This window comes from Streptomyces sp. NPDC006544, assembly GCF_040611715.1.
Taxonomy (GTDB): domain Bacteria; phylum Actinomycetota; class Actinomycetes; order Streptomycetales; family Streptomycetaceae; genus Streptomyces.
Genome location: NZ_JBEXOV010000016.1, coordinates 48986 through 66724, shown reverse-complemented (window position 1 = coordinate 66724; position 17739 = coordinate 48986). Strand labels below are relative to the sequence as shown.

Sequence of the window (17739 nt, the reverse complement as noted above, 5' to 3'; positions counted from 1 at the left end):
CGCCGCCCTCGGCCGAGAGCGGGGAGGGCAACGATCGAGGACCCTGGAATACTGACCCGATGCCACGCGTACTGCTGATCGAGGACGACCCTTCCATACGGGAGGGCGTGGGCCTGGGCCTGCGCCGCAGGGGCCATGACGTGAGCGCCGCCGAGACCGGCGAGGCCGGCCTGCTCCTCATGGCGAGCTTCCACCCCGAACTCGTCCTGCTCGACCTCATGCTGCCCGGCATCAACGGCGTCCAGGTCTGCCGCCGCATCCGCGAGACCAGCCAGGTGCCGATCATCATGCTCACCGCGCGCGGAGACGACTTCGACATAGTCGTCGGTCTGGAAGCCGGCGCCGACGACTACATCGTCAAACCCGCCCGCACCGAGGTCATCGAAGCCCGCATCAAGGCCGTACTGCGCCGCCTCAGCGAGCCCGCCGGCGGGCGCCCGGGCGTGGAGTTCCACGGCGAACTGGCCGTCGACCGCGCGGGCCTCACCGTCGCCAAGAACGGCGAGCGCGTCCCCCTCGCCCCCAGCGAGATCAAGCTCCTGCTGCACCTGTCGGCCTCGCCCGAGCAGGTCTTCTCCCGCCAGCAGCTCCTCGAGTACGTGTGGGACCACAGCTACCACGCCGACGCCCGCCTGGTGGACGCCTGCGTACGGCGCCTGCGCCACAAGGTCGAGGACCCCGAGGCGGCCCCCCGCTACATCCAGACCGTGCGCGGCTTCGGCTACCGCTTCGGCCCGCTGTAGGCGCGCCGGGTGAGACGTTTCGCACCGCTCGGCCTGCGCACCCGGCTGATCGCCGCCTTCCTCCTGGTGGCCGCCCTCTGCGCGGGGACCACGGCCGCGCTCACCTACCAGCAGGCCCGCAACGCGATCCTCAAGCAGAGTCAGGACACCGCCGTCAGCACCCTGCGCGACCTGGTCGAGGCCCAGACCACCCAGCTGCCCATGCCGCAGCAGGAACTCCAGCGCCTCGTCGGCGAGCTGGGCAAACGCGGCCAGCCGCACCCCTGGACGGTGTACGGCGAGTACGGAAAGCTGCGCGCCTCCTCCAACCAGGGCGCGACCACGTCCACCGTCATCAGCGAACGGATCCGCCGCCAGGTGAGCGCCAACCCCCACGGGGCCTTCGAGCGCACGAGGGACCGCCTCGGCAACCTCTACCTCGTCGTCGGCATGCCGGCCGTCTTCAAGCACAACGGCGGCCGCGAGGCCACCGGCGCCGTCTTCTACGCCGTGGTGTCCCTGGACACCGAGCAGACCACCGTGGACGCCATGGTCGACGCCGCCAAACAGGGCGCCGTCCCGGGCCTGGCGATCGCCGTCATTCCCGCCCTGCTCGCGGCGCGCAGCGTCCTGCGGCCCGTACGGGACATGCGCAAGGCCGCCCAGCGTCTGGGGCGCGGCCGGCTCGACACCCGCATCGAGGTCCGCGGCGCCGACGAACTCGCCGGGCTCGCCCGCACCTTCAACGAGACGGCCCGCGCCCTCGAACAGTCGGTCAGCGAGCTCCGCGACGCCGAGGCCCGCGCCCGCCGCTTCGCCGCCGACGTCTCGCACGAACTGCGCACCCCGCTCGCCGGGATGCTCGCCGTCACCGAGGTCCTGGACGAGGGCGCCGAGGACCTCGACCCCGACACCGCCAAGGCGCTGCGCCTCGTCAGCGCCGAGACCGGCAAGCTCGCCGTGCTCGTCGAGGACCTCATGGAGATATCCCGCTTCGACGCCCGCGCCGCCGAGCTCAACCTCGACGACGTGGACGTGGCCGAGGCGGTCACGAAGACGCTGGAACGCCGCCACTGGACCGACGGCCGGGTCCGCACCGACCTGCCGCCGGACGTCCGCGCACGCCTCGACCCCCGCCGCTTCGACGTGGTCCTCGCCAACCTCGTCGGCAACGCCCTCAAACACGGCGGAGCCCCGGTCGGCGTCAGCGTCCGTACCGCGTCCGGACCCGAGGGCGACCGGCTCCTGATCGAGGTAGCCGACAGCGGGCCCGGCATAGCCCCCGAGGTGCTGCCGCACATCTTCGACCGGTTCTTCAAGGCCGACGCGGCCCGCACCCGCTCCACGGGCAGCGGCCTGGGCCTGGCCATCACCCAGGAGAACGTCCGCCTGCACGGCGGCACCCTGCACGCGGCCAACGGCCCCGCGGGCGGAGCGCTCTTCGTCCTCGACATGCCGCTGGAGGCCCAGGTATGACCCCCGTCCGCAGGGCCCTGGCCGTGGCGGCCGCGCTGACCGGTCCGGTCCTGCTCGCCACCGGCTGCGGCAGCATCGCCACCACGGGGGTGGTCGAGAGCGGCAGCGCCGGCACCGTGAGCCTCGCCACCCTGCCGTATCCGGACCTGCTGTACTTCGTCTCGCCCGACGGCGGACTCGTCCCGGTCACGGTCTCCGACCAGGTCAGGCTGACGCCCAGCGTCGTGCTCAGGATGCTGCTGGCCGGACCGGGCACCACCGCGCGGGACGCGGGCCTGACCACGGAGATCCCGGTGCCGGACACCAAGGAGTACGTCGCGACGGGCATCACGGCCCAGGACAACGGCAAGAGCCTCAAGGTCGTCCTGCCGTTCCCGGTCGAACCGCTGTCCGGCCTCGCCCGCCGCCAGCTGGCGTGCACGGCCCGGGCGACCGCGCACATCGACCCCGCTCCGCGGATCCTCCTCGCCGGCACCGACGGCAAGGAGGAACAGACCGCCTGCGAGGCCGGGAGCTGAGGGCACCGCGCGGCCCCCTTGCGGTCCGGGCCCGCGTCCCGCCACCGTGGGGCCCATGGATCATCCAGGACCCGCCGTCACCCGGGAGCGACCGGGGGACGTCCCCGACGTCTTCGACCCGCGCGTCTACGCCGAGGGCGTCCCGCACGACCGCTACCGCCTCCTGCGCGACCACCGTCCGGTGGCCTGGCAGCGCGAGCCGGAGGTCCTCGGGTGGCCCGCCGGCCCCGGATTCTGGGCCGTCACCCGGCACGCCGACGTGGTCCGGGTCCTGCGCGACCACGCCACGTACTCCTCCCGCCTGGGCGCCACCCAGATCCGCGACCCCGACCCGGCCGACCTGCCCTTCCTGCGGCGCACCATGCTCAACCAGGATCCCCCCGAGCACGGGAAACTGCGCCGGACCGTCGCCCGCGCCTTCACTCCGGCCCGCGTCGACGCCTTCGCCTCCCGGGTCCGCGACCGTGCCCGTACGCTGCTGCGCGCCGCCCGGGACGGCGCCGAGGACGGCAGCGCCGACGTGGTGCGCGCGGTCACCGACGAGTACGCGCTGCTGAACCTCACCGACCTGCTGGGGGTCCCGGCCGCCGACCGGGGTCTGCTCCTGGAGTGGACGGTGCGGATCATCGGCTACCAGGATCCGCAGGACGCGCCCGCACCGCCGCTCGGCCCGGACGGGAAGCCGCTGAACCCGCGCTCCCCGGCGCTGCTGGGCGAGATGTTCGGGTACGCCCGCGAACTGGCCGCCTCCAAGCGGGCGCGCCCCGCCGACGACGTGATGACCGCCCTCGCGCTCGCCGGGCTGGAGGACGCGGAACTGGAGATGTTCTTCTTCCTGCTGACCGTCGCGGGCAACGACACCGTACGCAGCGCGGCCCCCGGCGGACTGCTGGCCCTGGCCGGGGACCCCCGCGCGTACGCCGGACTCGCGGACGGGCGGGTCCCGGCGGGCCGGGCCGTCGAGGAACTCCTGCGCGTGCACCCGCCGGTGCTCAGCTTCCGGCGCACCGCCGCCGCCGACACGGAGCTCGCCGGGCAGCGGATCCGGGCAGGGGACAAGGTGGTGGTCTTCCACGCCTCCGCCAACCACGACGAACGCGTCTTCGCCGGCCCGGGGCGCCTCGACCTCGGCCGCGACCCCAACCCGCACGTCTCCTTCGGGGACGGGCCGCACGTCTGCCTCGGCGCCCATTTCGCCCGGCTCCAGCTGCGCGTCCTCTACGAGGAGTGGCGCGACCTCATGCCCGCCCCCGAACTGACGGGCCCGCCGCGCCGGTTGGTCTCGAACTTCATCAACGGCGTCACACGGCTGCCGCTACGGGTGTCCGGGCCGCCTCCGTGACGTCCACCAGCAGCTCGGCCACGTCCGGTCCGTAGGCGTCGGAGTTGGTCACCTTCAGCAGCACGCAGAAGGACGCCGTGCGGTACCGGCGGGCCATCTCCACGTGGTGGCGGGCCAGGAAGCGGGCGCCGGCCTGGTTGCTGATCGCGGTCTGCCCCGAGATCAGGAACACCGGCCGGGTCCCCCGGCCTGTGGTCAGCCGGGCGAGCACCACGTACTCCACCTGTCCGCGCTGCCAGCGGTACGACTCCCCGCCGACCTTGATCGCTCCCCGGTCCGGACCGGGCTCGGTGCTGATGTCCACCGCGACGCCCGGCAGCATGGACGCGAGGTGGGCCGCCGTCCGCGCGTTCGAGACGGGCCCCCCGACGCAGAACTCGGCCCGCTCACCGAAGCCCTGACGGACCCCGTCGTGCGAGACGATCTGCAGGTTCGCCCCGCAGTCCTTGATCAGCGCGGATATCTCCAGGAGCGCGAAGGCGTCGTTGCGGTGCACCGACCCCTCCGTGCCGCCCATCTGCCGGTTGACCACGAACAGGCAGTCGGAGCCGTTCGGGAGCCCGAAGAAGGCCTGCTTGCGGCGCAGTGCGCGGCGCCACAGGTAGGTGCGGGCGAACCAGCCGAAGCCACCGCTGACGGCGGTGGCCACCACACCCAGCACGATGTTGCGCACGTCGTCGTTCATGGCGCGGATGTTAACCCGCGCGGCGCCGTCATGACGCGGGGGGTGCGGTGAAGTTAAAGTGCCGAGCCTAGGCCTGGGCCAGGGGGTCTGACAGGCCGTCTACTGGAGGTACGGATGCGTCGTCCCGCCGCACGTCAGTTAGTCCTCGTCGCACTCGCCGGGGCGCTCGTCTCCACCGGCGCCGCCGCCCCGCCGTCGCAGGAGGCAGCCGCCCGGACGCCGGCCAAGGTGCCGGTGGCCACCGGCTACGGCGGAGCCGTCGCCAGCGTCGACGCCGACGCCAGCGCGGCCGGCATCGCCGTCCTGCGCTCCGGTGGCAACGCCGTGGACGCCGCCGTCGCCACGGCCGCCGCGCTCGGCGTCACCGAGCCGTACTCCGCGGGGATCGGCGGGGGCGGCTACTTCGTCTACTACGACGCCCGGTCCGGCCGCGTGCGGACCATCGACGGCCGCGAGACCGCCCCGGCGACCGCCACGGCGACGCTGTTCCAGGAGAACGGCGTCCCCATCCCCTTCGCCGAGGGCCAGACCAGCGGTCGCGGTGTCGGAGTCCCGGGCACCCCGGCGACCTGGCAGAGCGCGCTGGAGTCCTGGGGCACCCGGCCGCTGGCCCAACTGCTCGCGCCCGCCGAGAAACTGGCCCGCGACGGCTTCGGCGTCGACGCCACCTTCCGGGCGCAGACGGAGCAGAACCAGGACCGCTTCAAGGACTTCCCGGACACCAAGAAGCTCTTCCTGCCCGGCGGCGCCCTCCCCGTGGTCGGCTCCACCTTCAAGAACCCCGACCTCGCGGACACCTACGCCGAGCTCGGCCGCAAGGGCGCGGGCGCGCTCTACCGCGGCCCGCTGGCCGAGGACATCGTGCGCGCCGTCCGTACGCCCCCGGTGGACCCCGCGGCCACCCGCGTGGTGCGCTCCGGCGACCTGACCACCGCCGACCTGCGGGCCTACGGGACCAAACGGCAGGAACCGACCCGGGTCGGCTACCGCGGCCTGGACGTCTACAGCATGGCCCCGTCGTCCTCCGGCGGCACCACCGTCGGCGAGGCGCTGAACATCCTGGAGCGCAGCGACCTCGGGAAGCTCTCCGAAGCCCAGTACCTGCACCGCTTCATCGAGGCCTCCCGGATCTCCTTCGCCGACCGCGGGCGCTGGGTCGGCGACCCGGCCGCCGAGGACGTGCCGACGCGGGAGCTGCTCTCGCAGCGGTACGCCGACACGCGCGGCTGCCTCATCGACCCGGGCAAGGCGCTGACGAGCCCGGTCGCTCCGGGCGATCCTCGCCACCCGGTCGCCTGCGGCGCGGGCGGGAAGGCCGCCCCGACCACGTACGAGGGTGAGAACACCACGCACCTGACGGTCGCCGACCGCTGGGGCAACGTGGTCTCCTACACCCTGACCATCGAGTCGACCGGTGGCAGCGCCATCACCGTCCCGGGCCGGGGCTTCCTGCTCAACAACGAGCTGACCGACTTCTCCTTCGCCCCGGCCGCCCCCGGCGTCCCGGACCCGAACCTGCCCGGCCCCGGCAAGCGGCCGCGCTCCTCGATGTCCCCGACCATCGTGCTGGAGGACGGCCGGCCGGTGCTGGCCGTGGGCTCCCCGGGCGGTGCGACCATCATCACCACCGTGCTCCAGACGCTGACCGGACACCTGGACCGCGGCCTGCCGCTCGTCGACGCCATCGCCGCGCCGCGGGCCAGCCAGCGCAACCAGACCACCACGGAGCTGGAGCCGGGCCTGTGGGACAGCCCGGTCCGCGCCGAGTTGGAGGCCCTCGGCCAGGGCTTCCGGCAGAACCCGGAGATCGGGGCGGCCACCGGCGTCCAGCGGCTGCCCGACGGGCGCTGGCTGGCGGCCGCCGAGACGACCCGCCGCGGAGGCGGGGCGGCGATGGTCGTGCACCCGCACGGGAAGCCGTAACGGGCCCCGGGGCGAGGGCGCAGGGCGGCAGGGGTCGGCGCCGTGGCGGGGGCCGTGCGGGTGGCTCCGGTCGGCCCGTGCGGTGATTGCGGCCCGCGCGCCCGCGCGCCTGGCCGCCCGCCCGGCCGCGGCTACGGAGCGGTGAGGATCCGGGGGCCGGCCTCGGTGATCGCGACCGTGTGCTCCGCGTGCGCGGCGCGGCTGCCGTCGACGGTCCGCAGGGTCCAGCCGTCCGCGTCGCAGGCGTAGTCGTCCGTGCCGCCCGCGATCAGCATCGGCTCGATGGCGATCACCATGCCGGCGCGCAGCTTCGTACCCCGCCCGGCGGGGCCCTCGTTGGGCACGCCCGGCTCCTCGTGCATGGAGCGCCCGACGCCGTGGCCGCCGAATCCGTCGGGGATGCCGTAGCCGGCGGCGCGGCAGAGCGTGCCGATGGCGTGCGCGATGTCCCCGACGCGGTTGCCGGGGCGTGCGGCGGCGATCCCCGCCGCGAGGGCGGCCTCGGCGGTCTCGATGAGCCGCAGGTCGGCGGGGCGGGCCCGGCCGACGGTGAAGCTGACGGCCGCGTCGCCGACCCAGCCGCCCAGCTTCGCCCCGCAGTCGACGCTGACCAGGTCGCCGTCGCGCAGCAGGTAACCGTCGGGGATGCCGTGGACGATGGCGTCGTTGACGGAGACGCAGAGGACCGCGGGGAAGGGCACGGGCGCGAACCGCGGCCGGTATCCGAGGAAGGGCGAGCTGGCGCCCGCCTCCCTCAGCACCTCGCGGGCCACCCGGTCGAGCTCCAGTAGGGATACGCCGACGTCCGCCCGGTCCCGGGCGGCCGCGAGGGCGTGCGCGACGACGCGGCCGGCGGCGCGCATCTCGTCGATCGATCGGTCTGTCTTCAGTTCCACCATGCCAATAACTATACCGGTATAACTGTAACGGGATAGTTATTGGTCTCCGAGGTAGGATGGAGCCATGGTCCGAACCCCCCTCACCCCCGAAGAACGCGAGCGCGGCGAGCGCCTGGGCGCGCTGTTGCGCGCGGCCCGCGGCGGCCGCAGCATGGTCGAGGTCGCGGCCAGCGCCGGGCTCTCCGCGGAGACGCTCCGAAAGATCGAGACCGGGCGGGCTCCGACGCCCGCCTTCTTCACGGTGGCGGCCCTCGCCGGGGCGCTGGGGCTCTCGCTGGACGAAGTGCTGCGGCGCTGCGCCTTCGTGCCGGTCTGACACGGCCGCCTCGGCCGATCGGCCTCCGCAGCCTCGCCGTTCGGGCGGGCGCGGCGTCCGAACGGCTCAATCGGCGGTGGGGAGGGCAGCGCGCGGGGCAAGCGTGAACCCGTGCCAGACATCAACGCATCCGCATCCGAGCGACTCGGTCTCGGCGTCGTCGGCGCCCTCCTCGCGGGCGGCCTGCTGCTCGCGGCATGCGCCGCCCCCGAAGGCCGGGCCCGCGCCGAGTCCGAGGAGGACTGGTCCTCCGCCCCCCGGGCGTCGTCGCCGGCCGCACCCGGCTCCGGCACGCACGGCTGATGATCGCGGCCGGCGGGGAGCGGACGGTTCGTTCCGCATAGGGTTGGCGCATGACGCTCGAGGAGCTGGGCAAGGCGCGGTACGTCAGTCTCACCACCTTCCGCAAGGACGGGACACCGGTGGCTACGCCGGTGTGGGCGGTGGCGGACGGCGGTGAGCTGTACGTGTGGACGCGCAGCGACTCGTGGAAGGTCAAGCGCATCCGCAACGACGGGCGGGTGACGGTGGTCGCGTGTGACGTGCGCGGCCGGGTGGCCGAGGGTGCCGAGCCGAGGGAGGGCGAGGCGCGGCTGCTGGACGAGGCGGGGCTGAGGCGGGTACGCGGGCTCATGTCGCGCAAGTACACGTGGCAGTTCTGGATGGTCGACGTACCGGCCGCCGTGTTCCGCCGGGGCAAGCGGCCGCACACCGCGATCGAGGTCGCGTTCGCCCCGTCTGCCGTCCAGCCCTGAGACGCCCGTAGCCCGCCCGTACCACGGGTGAGGTCCCCTGCCCGGGTGGGAGTCGGGGTGGGCCGGGGCCGACCGGGCCGGGGCCGACCGGGCCACCCCGCTCCGGGAGACGGCCTCGCTGCCGACCGCCGGGTTCGCGGCGGCCGCCGCCGCGCTCGGGCCGGCCGACTGCGGAGCGCGCGTCGCGAAGCCGCCCGCCCCTGACCGCAAATGATCACGTGCCGGCGTATCCGCACCGCATCACCGGCGTATCGGCCGCCATCCCGGGCGAATCTTGATCGACTACTCCAACCGCGCACGGCGGTCTTGCCCCGCGCTGTAGCGAGGCCTACCTTCAACTCCCTACGCGCGGCCGTGCACCCCTCTACGTGCGTGGAAGCCGGCGTACCCGTCGCGAGGAGCAGCTCATGGCCCAAGTCGTCCGCGCCGCACTGGTCCAGGCCACCTGGACCGGGGACACCGAGTCGATGATCGCGAAACACGAGGAGCACGCCCGCCGGGCCGCTGCTCAGGGCGCGAAGATCATCGGCTTCCAGGAAGTCTTCAACGCCCCGTACTTCTGTCAGGTCCAGGAGCCCGAGCACTACCGATGGGCCGAGGCCGTCCCCGACGGTCCTACCGTCCAGCGGATGACGGCGCTGGCCCGCGAGACCGGCATGGTGATCGTCGTACCGGTCTTCGAGCTGGAGTCCGAGGGCTTCTACTACAACACCGCCGCCGTCATCGACGCCGACGGCAGCTACCTCGGCAAGTACCGCAAGCACCACATCCCCCAGGTCAAGGGATTCTGGGAGAAGTACTACTTCCGCCCGGGCAACCTCGGCTGGCCCGTCTTCGACACCGCCGTCGGACGGGTCGGCGTCAACATCTGCTACGACCGCCACTTCCCCGAGGGGTGGCGCCAACTCGGCCTCGCGGGCGCTCAGTTGGTCTACAACCCGTCCGCCACCTCCCGAGGCCTGTCCGCGTACCTGTGGCAGCTGGAGCAGCCCGCCTCCGCCGTCGCCAACGAGTACTTCATCGCCGCGATCAACCGCGTCGGCCAAGAGGAGTACGGCGACAACGACTTCTACGGCACCAGCTACTTCGTCGACCCGCGCGGCCAGTTCGTCGGGGAGGTCGCCAGCGACAAGGAAGAGGAACTCCTCGTCCGCGACCTCGACTTCGACCTGATCAAGGAGGTCCGCGACCAGTGGGCCTTCTACCGCGACCGTCGCCCCGACGCCTACGGAGGGCTCGTTCACCCGTGACCAACCCGATCCCCCTGCACAGCCGGCACCGCACCGTACTGCCCGACTGGCTCGCGCTCTACTACGACCGCCCCATCGAGCTCACCCACGGCGAAGGCCGCCACGTCTGGGACGCCGACGGCAACCGCTACCTGGACTTCTTCGGCGGCATCCTCACCACGATGACCGCCCACGCCCTGCCCGAGGTCACCAAGGCCGTCTCCGAACAGGCCGGCCGGATCATCCACTCGTCGACCCTGTACCTGAACCGGCCGATGATCGAACTGGCCGAGCGCGTCGCCGCGTTGTCCTCGATCCCGGACGCCCGGGTCTTCTTCACCACCTCCGGCACCGAGGCCAACGACACCGCCCTGCTGCTCGCCACGACGTACCGCCGCTCCAACCAGATCCTGGCGATGCGCAACAGCTACCACGGCCGGTCCTTCTCCACCGTATCGATCACCGGCAACCGCGGCTGGTCCCCGACCAGCCTCTCGCCGCTCCAGACGTACTACGTGCACGGCGGCGTCCGCTCCCGCGGCCCCTTCGCGCACCTGAACGACGCCGATTTCACCGCGGCCTGCGTCGCCGACCTCGAAGACGTCCTCGGCCAGGCCCGCGGCGGCCTCGCCGCGCTCATCGCCGAGCCGATCCAGGGCGTCGGCGGCTTCACCTCCCCGCCCGACGGGCTCTACGGGGCCTTCCGCGAGGTCCTCGACCGCCACGGCATCCTGTGGATCAGCGACGAGGTGCAGACCGGCTGGGGTCGCACGGGCGAGCACTTCTGGGGCTGGCAGGCCCACGCCCAGAACGGCCCGCCGGACATCCTGACCTTCGCCAAGGGCATCGGCAACGGCATGTCCATCGGCGGGGTCGTGGCCCGCGCCGAGGTGATGAACTGCCTCGACTCCAACTCCATCTCCACCTTCGGCGGCTCGCCCGTCACCATGGCGGCCGGCGTCGCGAACCTCGCGTACCTGCTCGAGCACGACCTCCAGGGCAACGCCCGCCGCGTGGGCGGCCTGCTGCTGGAGCGGCTGCGCGCGATCGCAGCGACCGTGCCCGCCGTCCGGGAGGTACGCGGCAGGGGCCTGATGGCCGGGCTGGAGCTCACCAGGCCCGGTACCGACCAGGCCGACCCGGACGCGGCTGCCGCCGTACTGGAGGCCGCCCGCGCCGGAGGCCTGCTGCTCGGCAAGGGCGGCGGGTACAACACGAGCGTCCTGCGCATCGCGCCACCGCTCTCCCTCACCGTCGCCGAGGCGGAAGAGGGCGCCGACATCCTCGCCGAGGCCCTGCGCAGCCTCAACTAGCCACGAGGGAGACGTACATGAGCATCCGCACCCTGATCACCGGCGGTCTCGTCATCACGGCCGCCGACGAACTCCACGCCGACGTCCTCATCGAGGACGGCCGGGTCGCCGCCCTCGCCGCACACGGCTCGGCGGCGGCCGAGGCCTGGACGGCCGACCGGACGATCGACGCGAGCGGGAAGTACGTCATCCCCGGCGGCGTCGACGCCCACACCCACATGGAGCTGCCCTTCGGCGGCACCGCGGCCTCCGACACCTTCGAGACCGGCACACGCGCCGCCGCCTGGGGCGGCACCACCACCATCGTGGACTTCGCCGTCCAGACGCCGGGCCACTCCCTGCGCGAGGGCCTCGACACCTGGTACGCCAAGGCCGACGGCCAGTGCGCCGTCGACTACGCCTTCCACATGATCCTCTCGGACGTCAACGAGCGGACCCTGAAGGAGATGGACCACCTGGTGGGGGAGGGGGTCACCTCCTTCAAGCTGTTCATGGCCTACCCGGGCGTCTTCTACAGCGACGACGGGCAGATCCTGCGCGCCATGCAACGGGCCTCCGGCAACGGCGGGTTGATCATGATGCACGCCGAGAACGGCATCGCGATCGACGTCCTCGTCGAACAGGCCCTGGCACGCGGGGAGACGGACCCGCGCCACCACGGCGAGGTCCGCAAGGTGCTGCTGGAGGCGGAGGCCACGCACCGTGCCATCCAGCTGGCACGCGTGGCCGGCTCCCCCCTCTACGTGGTCCACGTCTCGGCGCAGGAGGCGGTGGCCGAGCTGGCGGCCGCGCGCGACAAGGGACTGCCGGTCTTCGGCGAGACCTGTCCCCAGTACCTCTTCCTGTCCACCGACAACCTCGAAGAGCCCGATTTCCAGGGCGCCAAGTACGTCTGCTCCACCCCCCTGCGCCCCCGCGAGCACCAGGCGGCCCTCTGGCGCGGCCTGCGCACGAACGACCTCCAGGTGGTCTCCACCGACCACTGCCCCTTCTGCTTCCGCGGCCAGAAGGAGCTGGGCCGGGGCGACTTCTCGAAGATCCCGAACGGCCTGCCGGGGGTCGAGAACCGCATGGACCTCCTCCACCAGGCCGTCCTGGACGGGCACATCAGCCGCCGCCGCTGGATCGAGATCGCGTGCGCCGGCCCGGCCCGGATGTTCGGCCTCTACCCGCAGAAGGGCACCATCGCGCCGGGATCCGACGCCGACATCGTCCTCTACGATCCGCACGCCGAGCAGGTCATCTCCGCCGAGACGCACCACATGAACGTGGACTACTCGGCGTACGAGGGCAAGCGGATCACCGGACGCGTCGACACGGTCCTCTCGCGCGGCGAACTCGTCATCGACCGGCGCGAGTACACCGGCCGGGCCGGCCACGGAGCCTTCATCCCGCGCTCCAACTGCCAGTACCTGTAAGTACACCGCACCGCACGCACCGCACTGCGCGGCACGCAGCAAGGAGCAGCCAGTACATGGACTTCGGCCTCGTCCTCCAGACCGACCCGCCCGCCTCCCAGGTCGTCAGCCTCATGAAGCGCGCCGAACGCAACGGCTTCCGCTACGGCTGGACCTTCGACTCGGCAGTCCTCTGGCAGGAACCCTTCGTCATCTACAGCCAGATCCTGGCCAACACCCAGCGCATGCACGTGGGTCCGATGGTCACCAATCCGGGGACGCGCACCTGGGAGGTGACCGCCTCCACCTTCGCCACCCTCAACGACATGTACGGCAACCGCACGGTCTGCGGGATCGGCCGCGGCGACTCCGCGATGCGCGTCGCCGGCCGCGCACCGAACACCCTGGCCCGCCTCGGCGAGGCCATGGGCGTCATCCGCGACCTGGCGGAGGGCCGCGAGGCCCGGGTGGACGGCAATCCGATCCGGATCCCCTGGATCACGGACGGGAAGCTCCCGGTCTGGATGGCCGCGTACGGGCCCAGGGCCCTCGCGCTCGCCGGGCAGAAGGCCGACGGGTTCATCCTGCAACTCGCGGACCCCTACCTCACCGAGTGGATGATCAAGGCGGTCCGCGAGGCCGCCGCGGAGGCAGGCCGAGACCCTGGCTCGATCACCATCTGCGTGGCGGCGCCCGCGTACGTCGGCGACGACCTCGCGCACGCCCGGGACCAGTGCCGCTGGTTCGGCGGCATGGTCGGCAACCATGTCGCCGACCTGGTCTCCCGCTACGGCGAGCACTCCTCGATGGTCCCGGACGAGCTCACCGAGTACGTCAAGTCCCGCCAGGGCTACGACTACAGCCACCACGGCCGAGCCGGAAACCCGTCCACCGACTTCGTCCCGGACGAGATCGTCGACCGCTTCTGCCTGCTGGGCCCGGCCGAGGCGCACATCGAGAAGCTCCGCGCCCTGCGCGACCTGGGCGTGGACCAGTTCGCGCTCTACGCGATGCACGACGCGCGGGAGGCTGTGATCGACACCTACGGCCGGCAGATCATCCCAGCGCTGAACGGCTGAACGGCTGAACGGCTGAACGGCTGAACCGGCCGGGCCGGTTCAGCCGAGGTGGTCTCAGTGCCGTCCGCGCAGCCGGGCGAGGAGGCCGCGGGCCTGAGCGCGCCTCCGCGGATCGGCGGCCGCCCGGCGGGCCGACTCGATGGTCCGCCGCCCCTGCGGGCTGCGACTGAACTCCTTGAGCCTGGCGAGCAATCCTGCCATGGTGCCCTCCCTGGGGGTCGACGTCCGAGGCCTCGCTCGTACCCCGGATCGGCGCGGTCAACCGACCGCGCCGATCCGATGGGGCGCCCCGCCCCCCGGCCCCGCGGGTGGGCCACCGGCCGGAGCTCAGCGCGCCGCCGTCCCGATCAGGGCTGCGATACGGGTCTCGTCGGCCGGGGTCAGTTCCCTCAGGGCGAAGGACGTGGCCCACATCGCGCCCTCGTCGAGGTGCGCCTGGTCGCTGAAGCCGAGGGTCGCGTAGCGGGCCTTGAACTTCTCGGCGCTCTGGAAGAAGCAGACGACCTTGCCGTCCCTGGCGTACGAGGGCATGCCGTACCAGAGCTTCGGCGCGAGGGCGGGGGCGCTCGCCCTGACGATCGCGTGGACGCGTTCGGCCATGGCACGGTCGGAGTCCTGCATCTCGGCGATCTTCGCCAGGACCGCCGCCTCCTCCTGAGCCGCCTTGGCGGCGCGCGAGCCGGTGCGGGCGGACAGCTTCAGCTCCTTGGCGCGCTCCTTCATCGCCTCCCGCTCGTCGTCCGTGAACCCCTCGTACGTCCGGGTCGTCGTGGTGGTCGTCTCGGCGGTGCTCTTCTGCGGGGCGGTCATGGCGGGTTCCCTCCCGGGATTCGGATCGGTCGGTCGTGTACGGGTCGCCGTGTGCGGGGTGTGGGGACTCAGCCCCAGGCCCCCGCGATCTGACGGGTCGTGGCGTTGAGGCGGTTGAACATGTTCGTGACGCCGACCATCAGGACGATCGCGGCGAGCTGCTTCTCGTCGAAGTACGTCGCGGCCGTGTCCCAGACCTCGTCGCTCACCGGGTCGGGGCGATCGGCCATGCGCGTCGCGGCCTCGGCCAGGTCGAGGGCGGCGCGCTCCTCGTCGGTGAAGTACGGGGCCTCGCGCCAGGCGACGACCGTGGCCAGGCGCTCGTCGCTCACGCCGGCCTTGCGGGCCGTCCGGGTGCCGCCGTCGACGCAGGCGCTGCACCCGTTGATCTGGCTGACCCGCAGGTGCACCAGCTCGAGGACCTGGCCGTCCACACCACCGGAGTGGACCGCCTTGAAGATCTCCTGGACGGGGCGCATCGCGTCGGACAGTACGACGGCGGGATTCTGCATACGAGCCTGCATCGCGGTCTGCTCCTCTTGTCGGTCCACCGTGCCCCGTTCTCCCCGGGGTGTGACTCCATGACAGCCGCCGCGGCGCGACGTGACGACGGCCGTGGGACGGCCCGGGACAGGCGCACCGTCCTTGACCAGCGCAGACACGGGCCCGAATACTTCTGGCACAGCGGGACAGGGGTACGGGGGAAGCGGTGGACGTGGAACAGCGGACGGCGAGCGATGACCCACAAGCGGAGTTGGCGGCCCGGCTCAGGTCGCTGCGGGAGCTGTCCGGCCTCGGCGTACGGGCCCTCGCCAGGGACACCGGGCTCAGTTCCTCGTCGCTCTCGCGCTACCTCGGCGGGCAGACCGTGCCGCCCTGGCCCGCGGTGATCGCCCTGTGCCGGATCGTGAAGCGCGACCCCCGGCCCCTGCGGCCCCTGTGGGAGCGGTCCGCGAACCCGTTGCCGGCGCCCCCGAAGGCCAGTCGGCAGGTCCAGCCGAGACCTCGTAACGAACTGCCGCGCGACGTCGCCGATTTCACGGGCAGGACCGAGCAGCTGGATGCGCTGACAGCCGCGTTGCAGAGTCATCAGATGGTCGCCGTCGACGGGATGGCGGGCGTCGGCAAGACCTGCCTGGCCGTGCACGCCGCGCACCGGCTCGCCGCCGACTACCCGGACGCGCAGCTCTACGTGGACCTGCACGGGTTCACCGAGGGACGGGAGCCGCTCGACCCCGGTTCCGCCCTGCGGATGCTGCTCGGCGCGCTGGACGTACCGTCGGAGAAGGTCCCGCAGGAGGGCATCGAGCAGCTGGCCGCCTGCTGGCGGGCGGAGCTGGCCGGGCGGCGGGCCGTCGTGGTGTTCGACAACGCCGCCGACGCCGACCAGGTCCGCCCGCTGCTGCCCGGCGCCGGGCCCTCCGTGGTGCTGATCACGAGCCGCAACCGGCTGCTGGGCCTCGACGACGTGCCCCCGGTGTCGCTGGACGTCCTGAGCCCCGAGGAGAGCGCGGAGCTGCTGTCCCGCGCGAGCGGCGATCCGGCCGGCCCCGGGAGCAGGCTGGGCCGCGATCCGGAGTCCGCCGCCGAGGTGCTGCGGCTGTGCGGGCACCTGCCGCTGGCGCTCAGGCTCGCCGCGGCACGGCTGAGGCACCGGCCGGGCTGGACCGCGGGCATCCTCGTCGAGCGGCTGGCGGAGGGCGCGAGCGAGTTCGACACCGCGTTCGCCATGTCCGTGAAGCAACTGGACCGGGCCCAGGCCCGGCTGTTCCGGATGCTGGGCCTGCTGCCCGGTACCTCCTTCGACGCGTACGCGGCCGCCGCCCTGGCGGACGTGCCGCTCCGCAGTGCCCGGGCGATGCTCGAGGACCTGCTCGACGCGCACCTGGTCCAGCAGCCGACGGCGGGCCGCTACCGGCTGCACGACCTGGTGCACCAGCACGCGCGGCGGGCCTGCGAGCAGCAGGACTCGCAGGCCGAGCGGGGCCGGGCGCTGGGGCGTTTCCTCGACTTCTACGTGCACGCGGCGGCCGCCGCCGACGCCGCGATGCCGGTCCTCTCGCCCGGCCGGGCGGTCACCGCGGGCCGGCCGCCGGCCGAGCTGCCGCGGTTCGCGGACAAGCACGCGGCCCTGGCCTGGCTCACCGACGAGTACGAGGCGATGATCGCGGCCTTCGAGACGGCGGTCGCCGTCGGGGCGGACGCGCACGTGTGCGAGCTGCCGCGCTTCCTCCGGGCGTACTTCGCGCGGCGGTGCGGTACCACGCACCTCAACTTCCTCTTCGAGCGGTCACTGACGGCCGCGGAGCGCATCGGTGATCCGCTGCAACTGGCCGAGGCGCACAGCGATCTGGGATTCGCGCGCTACAACGCGGGCCGGATGGCGGAGGCGGGCGCGGCGTACGAAGCGGCCCGACGCGGGATGCCGGAGACGGGCGGTTCGCTGTCCGAGGCCGAACTCGCCATGCGGCGAGGCTATGTGACGTGGGAGGAGGGGAGCGTCGAGGGGGCGCTCGAACTCTTCGGGTGGGCCCGGGAGTCCTACGAGCGGATCGGCTGTCCGACGGGCGCGGCGCACGCCGCCGCGTCGGAGGCCTGGGCGCTGCTGCAGCTCGGAGAGGGCGACCGGGCGGCGCGGCGGGCCCGGGAGGTGCTGGCCGTCCCGCACGCGGATCCCGCGTGGCCGCCCACGCTGACGGCCCGGATCACCCTCGGCGTGGCCCTCGCCGCCGAGGCTCCCGAGGAGGCGCTGGACCACCTGCGCCGGGCGCTGGAACTGGCCCGCGAGGACGGGCACATGAACAACGAGGCGTGGTGCCTCAACTGTCAGGGTGTCGCGCTGCGCCGGATGGGCCGTTTCGAGGAGGCGCTGGCCTGCCACCGGGAGGCGTTCGCGCTGCTGGACGAGCTGTTCGAGGAGCACTGGAAGATCCGTTTCCTCAACGGGTACGCCGAGACCTGCCGCCTGGCGGGCCTGCCCGAGGAGGCCCTGCGGCTCCACCGGGATGCCCTGGAGCTGGCCCCGAGGCTGGGGAACCGGCACGAGGAGGCGCTGGCCCACGAGGGGATCGCGACCGTGCTCGACGCGACCGACCCGGCCGCGGCCGCCGGGCACCGCGCGGCGGGCCGGGCCGTCCTCAGGGGGATCGATCCCTGACGGGAGCGGCGGACCGGTGCGGTCCGCGGGAGGAGATCCTCCCGACGCTGTTGCAGGACGGCGCCCGGTCCTGACAGCCTGGTTCCGGAGCCGGTCCGCCCGAGGGCCGGCCGGACCC

General features: G+C 73.0%; 18 protein-coding genes. 13 read left to right on the top strand and 5 right to left on the bottom strand.

The annotated features are described in order from the left end of the window. Positions 1 to 59: 59 nt before the first annotated feature. The 4 genes from ABZY44_RS10820 to ABZY44_RS10805 are packed head-to-tail and all read left to right on the top strand — an operon-like array spanning position 60 to position 4058. Entirely contained in the window at positions 60 to 743 is a 684-nt protein-coding gene (locus ABZY44_RS10820) for a response regulator transcription factor (protein ID WP_356652132.1), read from the top strand. 9 nt (positions 744 to 752) lie between these two features. After that, the gene (locus ABZY44_RS10815; protein WP_356652130.1) at positions 753 to 2198 is read left to right on the top strand and encodes a HAMP domain-containing sensor histidine kinase; all 1446 of its coding nucleotides are present in this window, start codon (positions 753 to 755) and stop codon (positions 2196 to 2198) included. Further along, the gene (locus ABZY44_RS10810) at positions 2195 to 2716 is read left to right on the top strand and encodes a hypothetical protein (protein ID WP_356652128.1); all 522 of its coding nucleotides are present in this window, start codon (positions 2195 to 2197) and stop codon (positions 2714 to 2716) included. The genes ABZY44_RS10815 and ABZY44_RS10810 overlap by 4 nt, the downstream gene beginning before the upstream one ends. 55 nt (positions 2717 to 2771) lie before the next feature. After that, on the top strand, positions 2772 to 4058 hold the full coding sequence (locus ABZY44_RS10805) for a cytochrome P450 (RefSeq protein WP_356652126.1): 1287 nt from the start codon (positions 2772 to 2774) through the stop codon (positions 4056 to 4058). On the opposite strand, the gene ABZY44_RS10800 is transcribed toward ABZY44_RS10805, so the two are convergent. After that, entirely contained in the window at positions 4018 to 4743 is a 726-nt protein-coding gene (locus tag ABZY44_RS10800) for a hypothetical protein (protein ID WP_356652124.1), read from the bottom strand. The genes ABZY44_RS10805 and ABZY44_RS10800 overlap by 41 nt on opposite strands. Before the next feature lie 114 nt (positions 4744 to 4857). Between ABZY44_RS10800 and ggt the strand changes: the two genes are divergently transcribed. After that, positions 4858 to 6666 (top strand): gamma-glutamyltransferase, encoded by a 1809-nt coding sequence (ggt, locus tag ABZY44_RS10795; RefSeq protein ID WP_356652123.1) that lies wholly within the window; start codon positions 4858 to 4860, stop codon positions 6664 to 6666. Positions 6667 to 6797: 131 nt separating this feature from the next. On the opposite strand, the gene map is transcribed toward ggt, so the two are convergent. Further along, positions 6798 to 7565: a type I methionyl aminopeptidase gene (gene map / locus ABZY44_RS10790; RefSeq protein WP_356652121.1), complete on the bottom strand. Its 768-nt coding sequence runs from the start codon at positions 7563 to 7565 to the stop codon at positions 6798 to 6800. A 64-nt stretch (positions 7566 to 7629) separates the two neighbouring features. Here map and ABZY44_RS10785 point away from each other — a divergent pair, with 64 nt between their 5' ends. The 7 genes from ABZY44_RS10785 to ABZY44_RS10755 all read left to right on the top strand — a co-directional run bounded on the left by ABZY44_RS10785 (position 7630) and on the right by ABZY44_RS10755 (position 13654). Continuing rightward, complete coding sequence (locus ABZY44_RS10785) at positions 7630 to 7881, top strand: helix-turn-helix transcriptional regulator (RefSeq protein WP_356652119.1); 252 nt, start codon at positions 7630 to 7632, stop codon at positions 7879 to 7881. Positions 7882 to 7992: 111 nt separating this feature from the next. Further along, complete coding sequence (locus tag ABZY44_RS10780) at positions 7993 to 8184, top strand: hypothetical protein (RefSeq protein ID WP_356652117.1); 192 nt, start codon at positions 7993 to 7995, stop codon at positions 8182 to 8184. A gap of 50 nt (positions 8185 to 8234) precedes the next feature. Beyond that, complete coding sequence (locus ABZY44_RS10775) at positions 8235 to 8636, top strand: PPOX class F420-dependent oxidoreductase (protein WP_356652115.1); 402 nt, start codon at positions 8235 to 8237, stop codon at positions 8634 to 8636. 407 nt (positions 8637 to 9043) lie between these two features. After that, on the top strand, positions 9044 to 9886 hold the full coding sequence (locus ABZY44_RS10770) for a nitrilase-related carbon-nitrogen hydrolase (protein WP_356652113.1): 843 nt from the start codon (positions 9044 to 9046) through the stop codon (positions 9884 to 9886). Next, positions 9883 to 11178: an aspartate aminotransferase family protein gene (locus ABZY44_RS10765; protein WP_356652111.1), complete on the top strand. Its 1296-nt coding sequence runs from the start codon at positions 9883 to 9885 to the stop codon at positions 11176 to 11178. Before ABZY44_RS10770 ends, ABZY44_RS10765 begins: the two co-directional genes overlap by 4 nt. 17 nt (positions 11179 to 11195) lie before the next feature. Next, complete coding sequence (gene hydA, locus ABZY44_RS10760) at positions 11196 to 12596, top strand: dihydropyrimidinase (protein ID WP_356652109.1); 1401 nt, start codon at positions 11196 to 11198, stop codon at positions 12594 to 12596. Between the two features lie 56 nt (positions 12597 to 12652). Then, positions 12653 to 13654 carry a TIGR03842 family LLM class F420-dependent oxidoreductase gene (locus ABZY44_RS10755; protein ID WP_356652107.1) on the top strand — a complete coding sequence of 334 codons (1002 nt, stop codon included), beginning with the start codon at positions 12653 to 12655 and terminating at the stop codon, positions 13652 to 13654. Positions 13655 to 13708: 54 nt separating this feature from the next. On the opposite strand, the gene ABZY44_RS10750 is transcribed toward ABZY44_RS10755, so the two are convergent. The 3 genes from ABZY44_RS10750 to ABZY44_RS10740 all read right to left on the bottom strand — a co-directional run bounded on the left by ABZY44_RS10750 (position 13709) and on the right by ABZY44_RS10740 (position 14988). Continuing rightward, the gene (locus tag ABZY44_RS10750; protein WP_356652105.1) at positions 13709 to 13855 is read right to left on the bottom strand and encodes a hypothetical protein; all 147 of its coding nucleotides are present in this window, start codon (positions 13853 to 13855) and stop codon (positions 13709 to 13711) included. Positions 13856 to 13981: 126 nt separating this feature from the next. Then, complete coding sequence (locus ABZY44_RS10745; protein ID WP_356652103.1) at positions 13982 to 14464, bottom strand: DUF1801 domain-containing protein; 483 nt, start codon at positions 14462 to 14464, stop codon at positions 13982 to 13984. Between the two features lie 68 nt (positions 14465 to 14532). Beyond that, positions 14533 to 14988, bottom strand: a complete 456-nt coding sequence (locus ABZY44_RS10740; protein WP_356652207.1) for a carboxymuconolactone decarboxylase family protein — start codon at positions 14986 to 14988, stop codon at positions 14533 to 14535. Positions 14989 to 15179: 191 nt separating this feature from the next. Here ABZY44_RS10740 and ABZY44_RS10735 point away from each other — a divergent pair, with 191 nt between their 5' ends. Then, on the top strand, positions 15180 to 17621 hold the full coding sequence (locus ABZY44_RS10735) for a tetratricopeptide repeat protein (RefSeq protein WP_356652101.1): 2442 nt from the start codon (positions 15180 to 15182) through the stop codon (positions 17619 to 17621). Positions 17622 to 17739 lie beyond the last annotated feature (118 nt).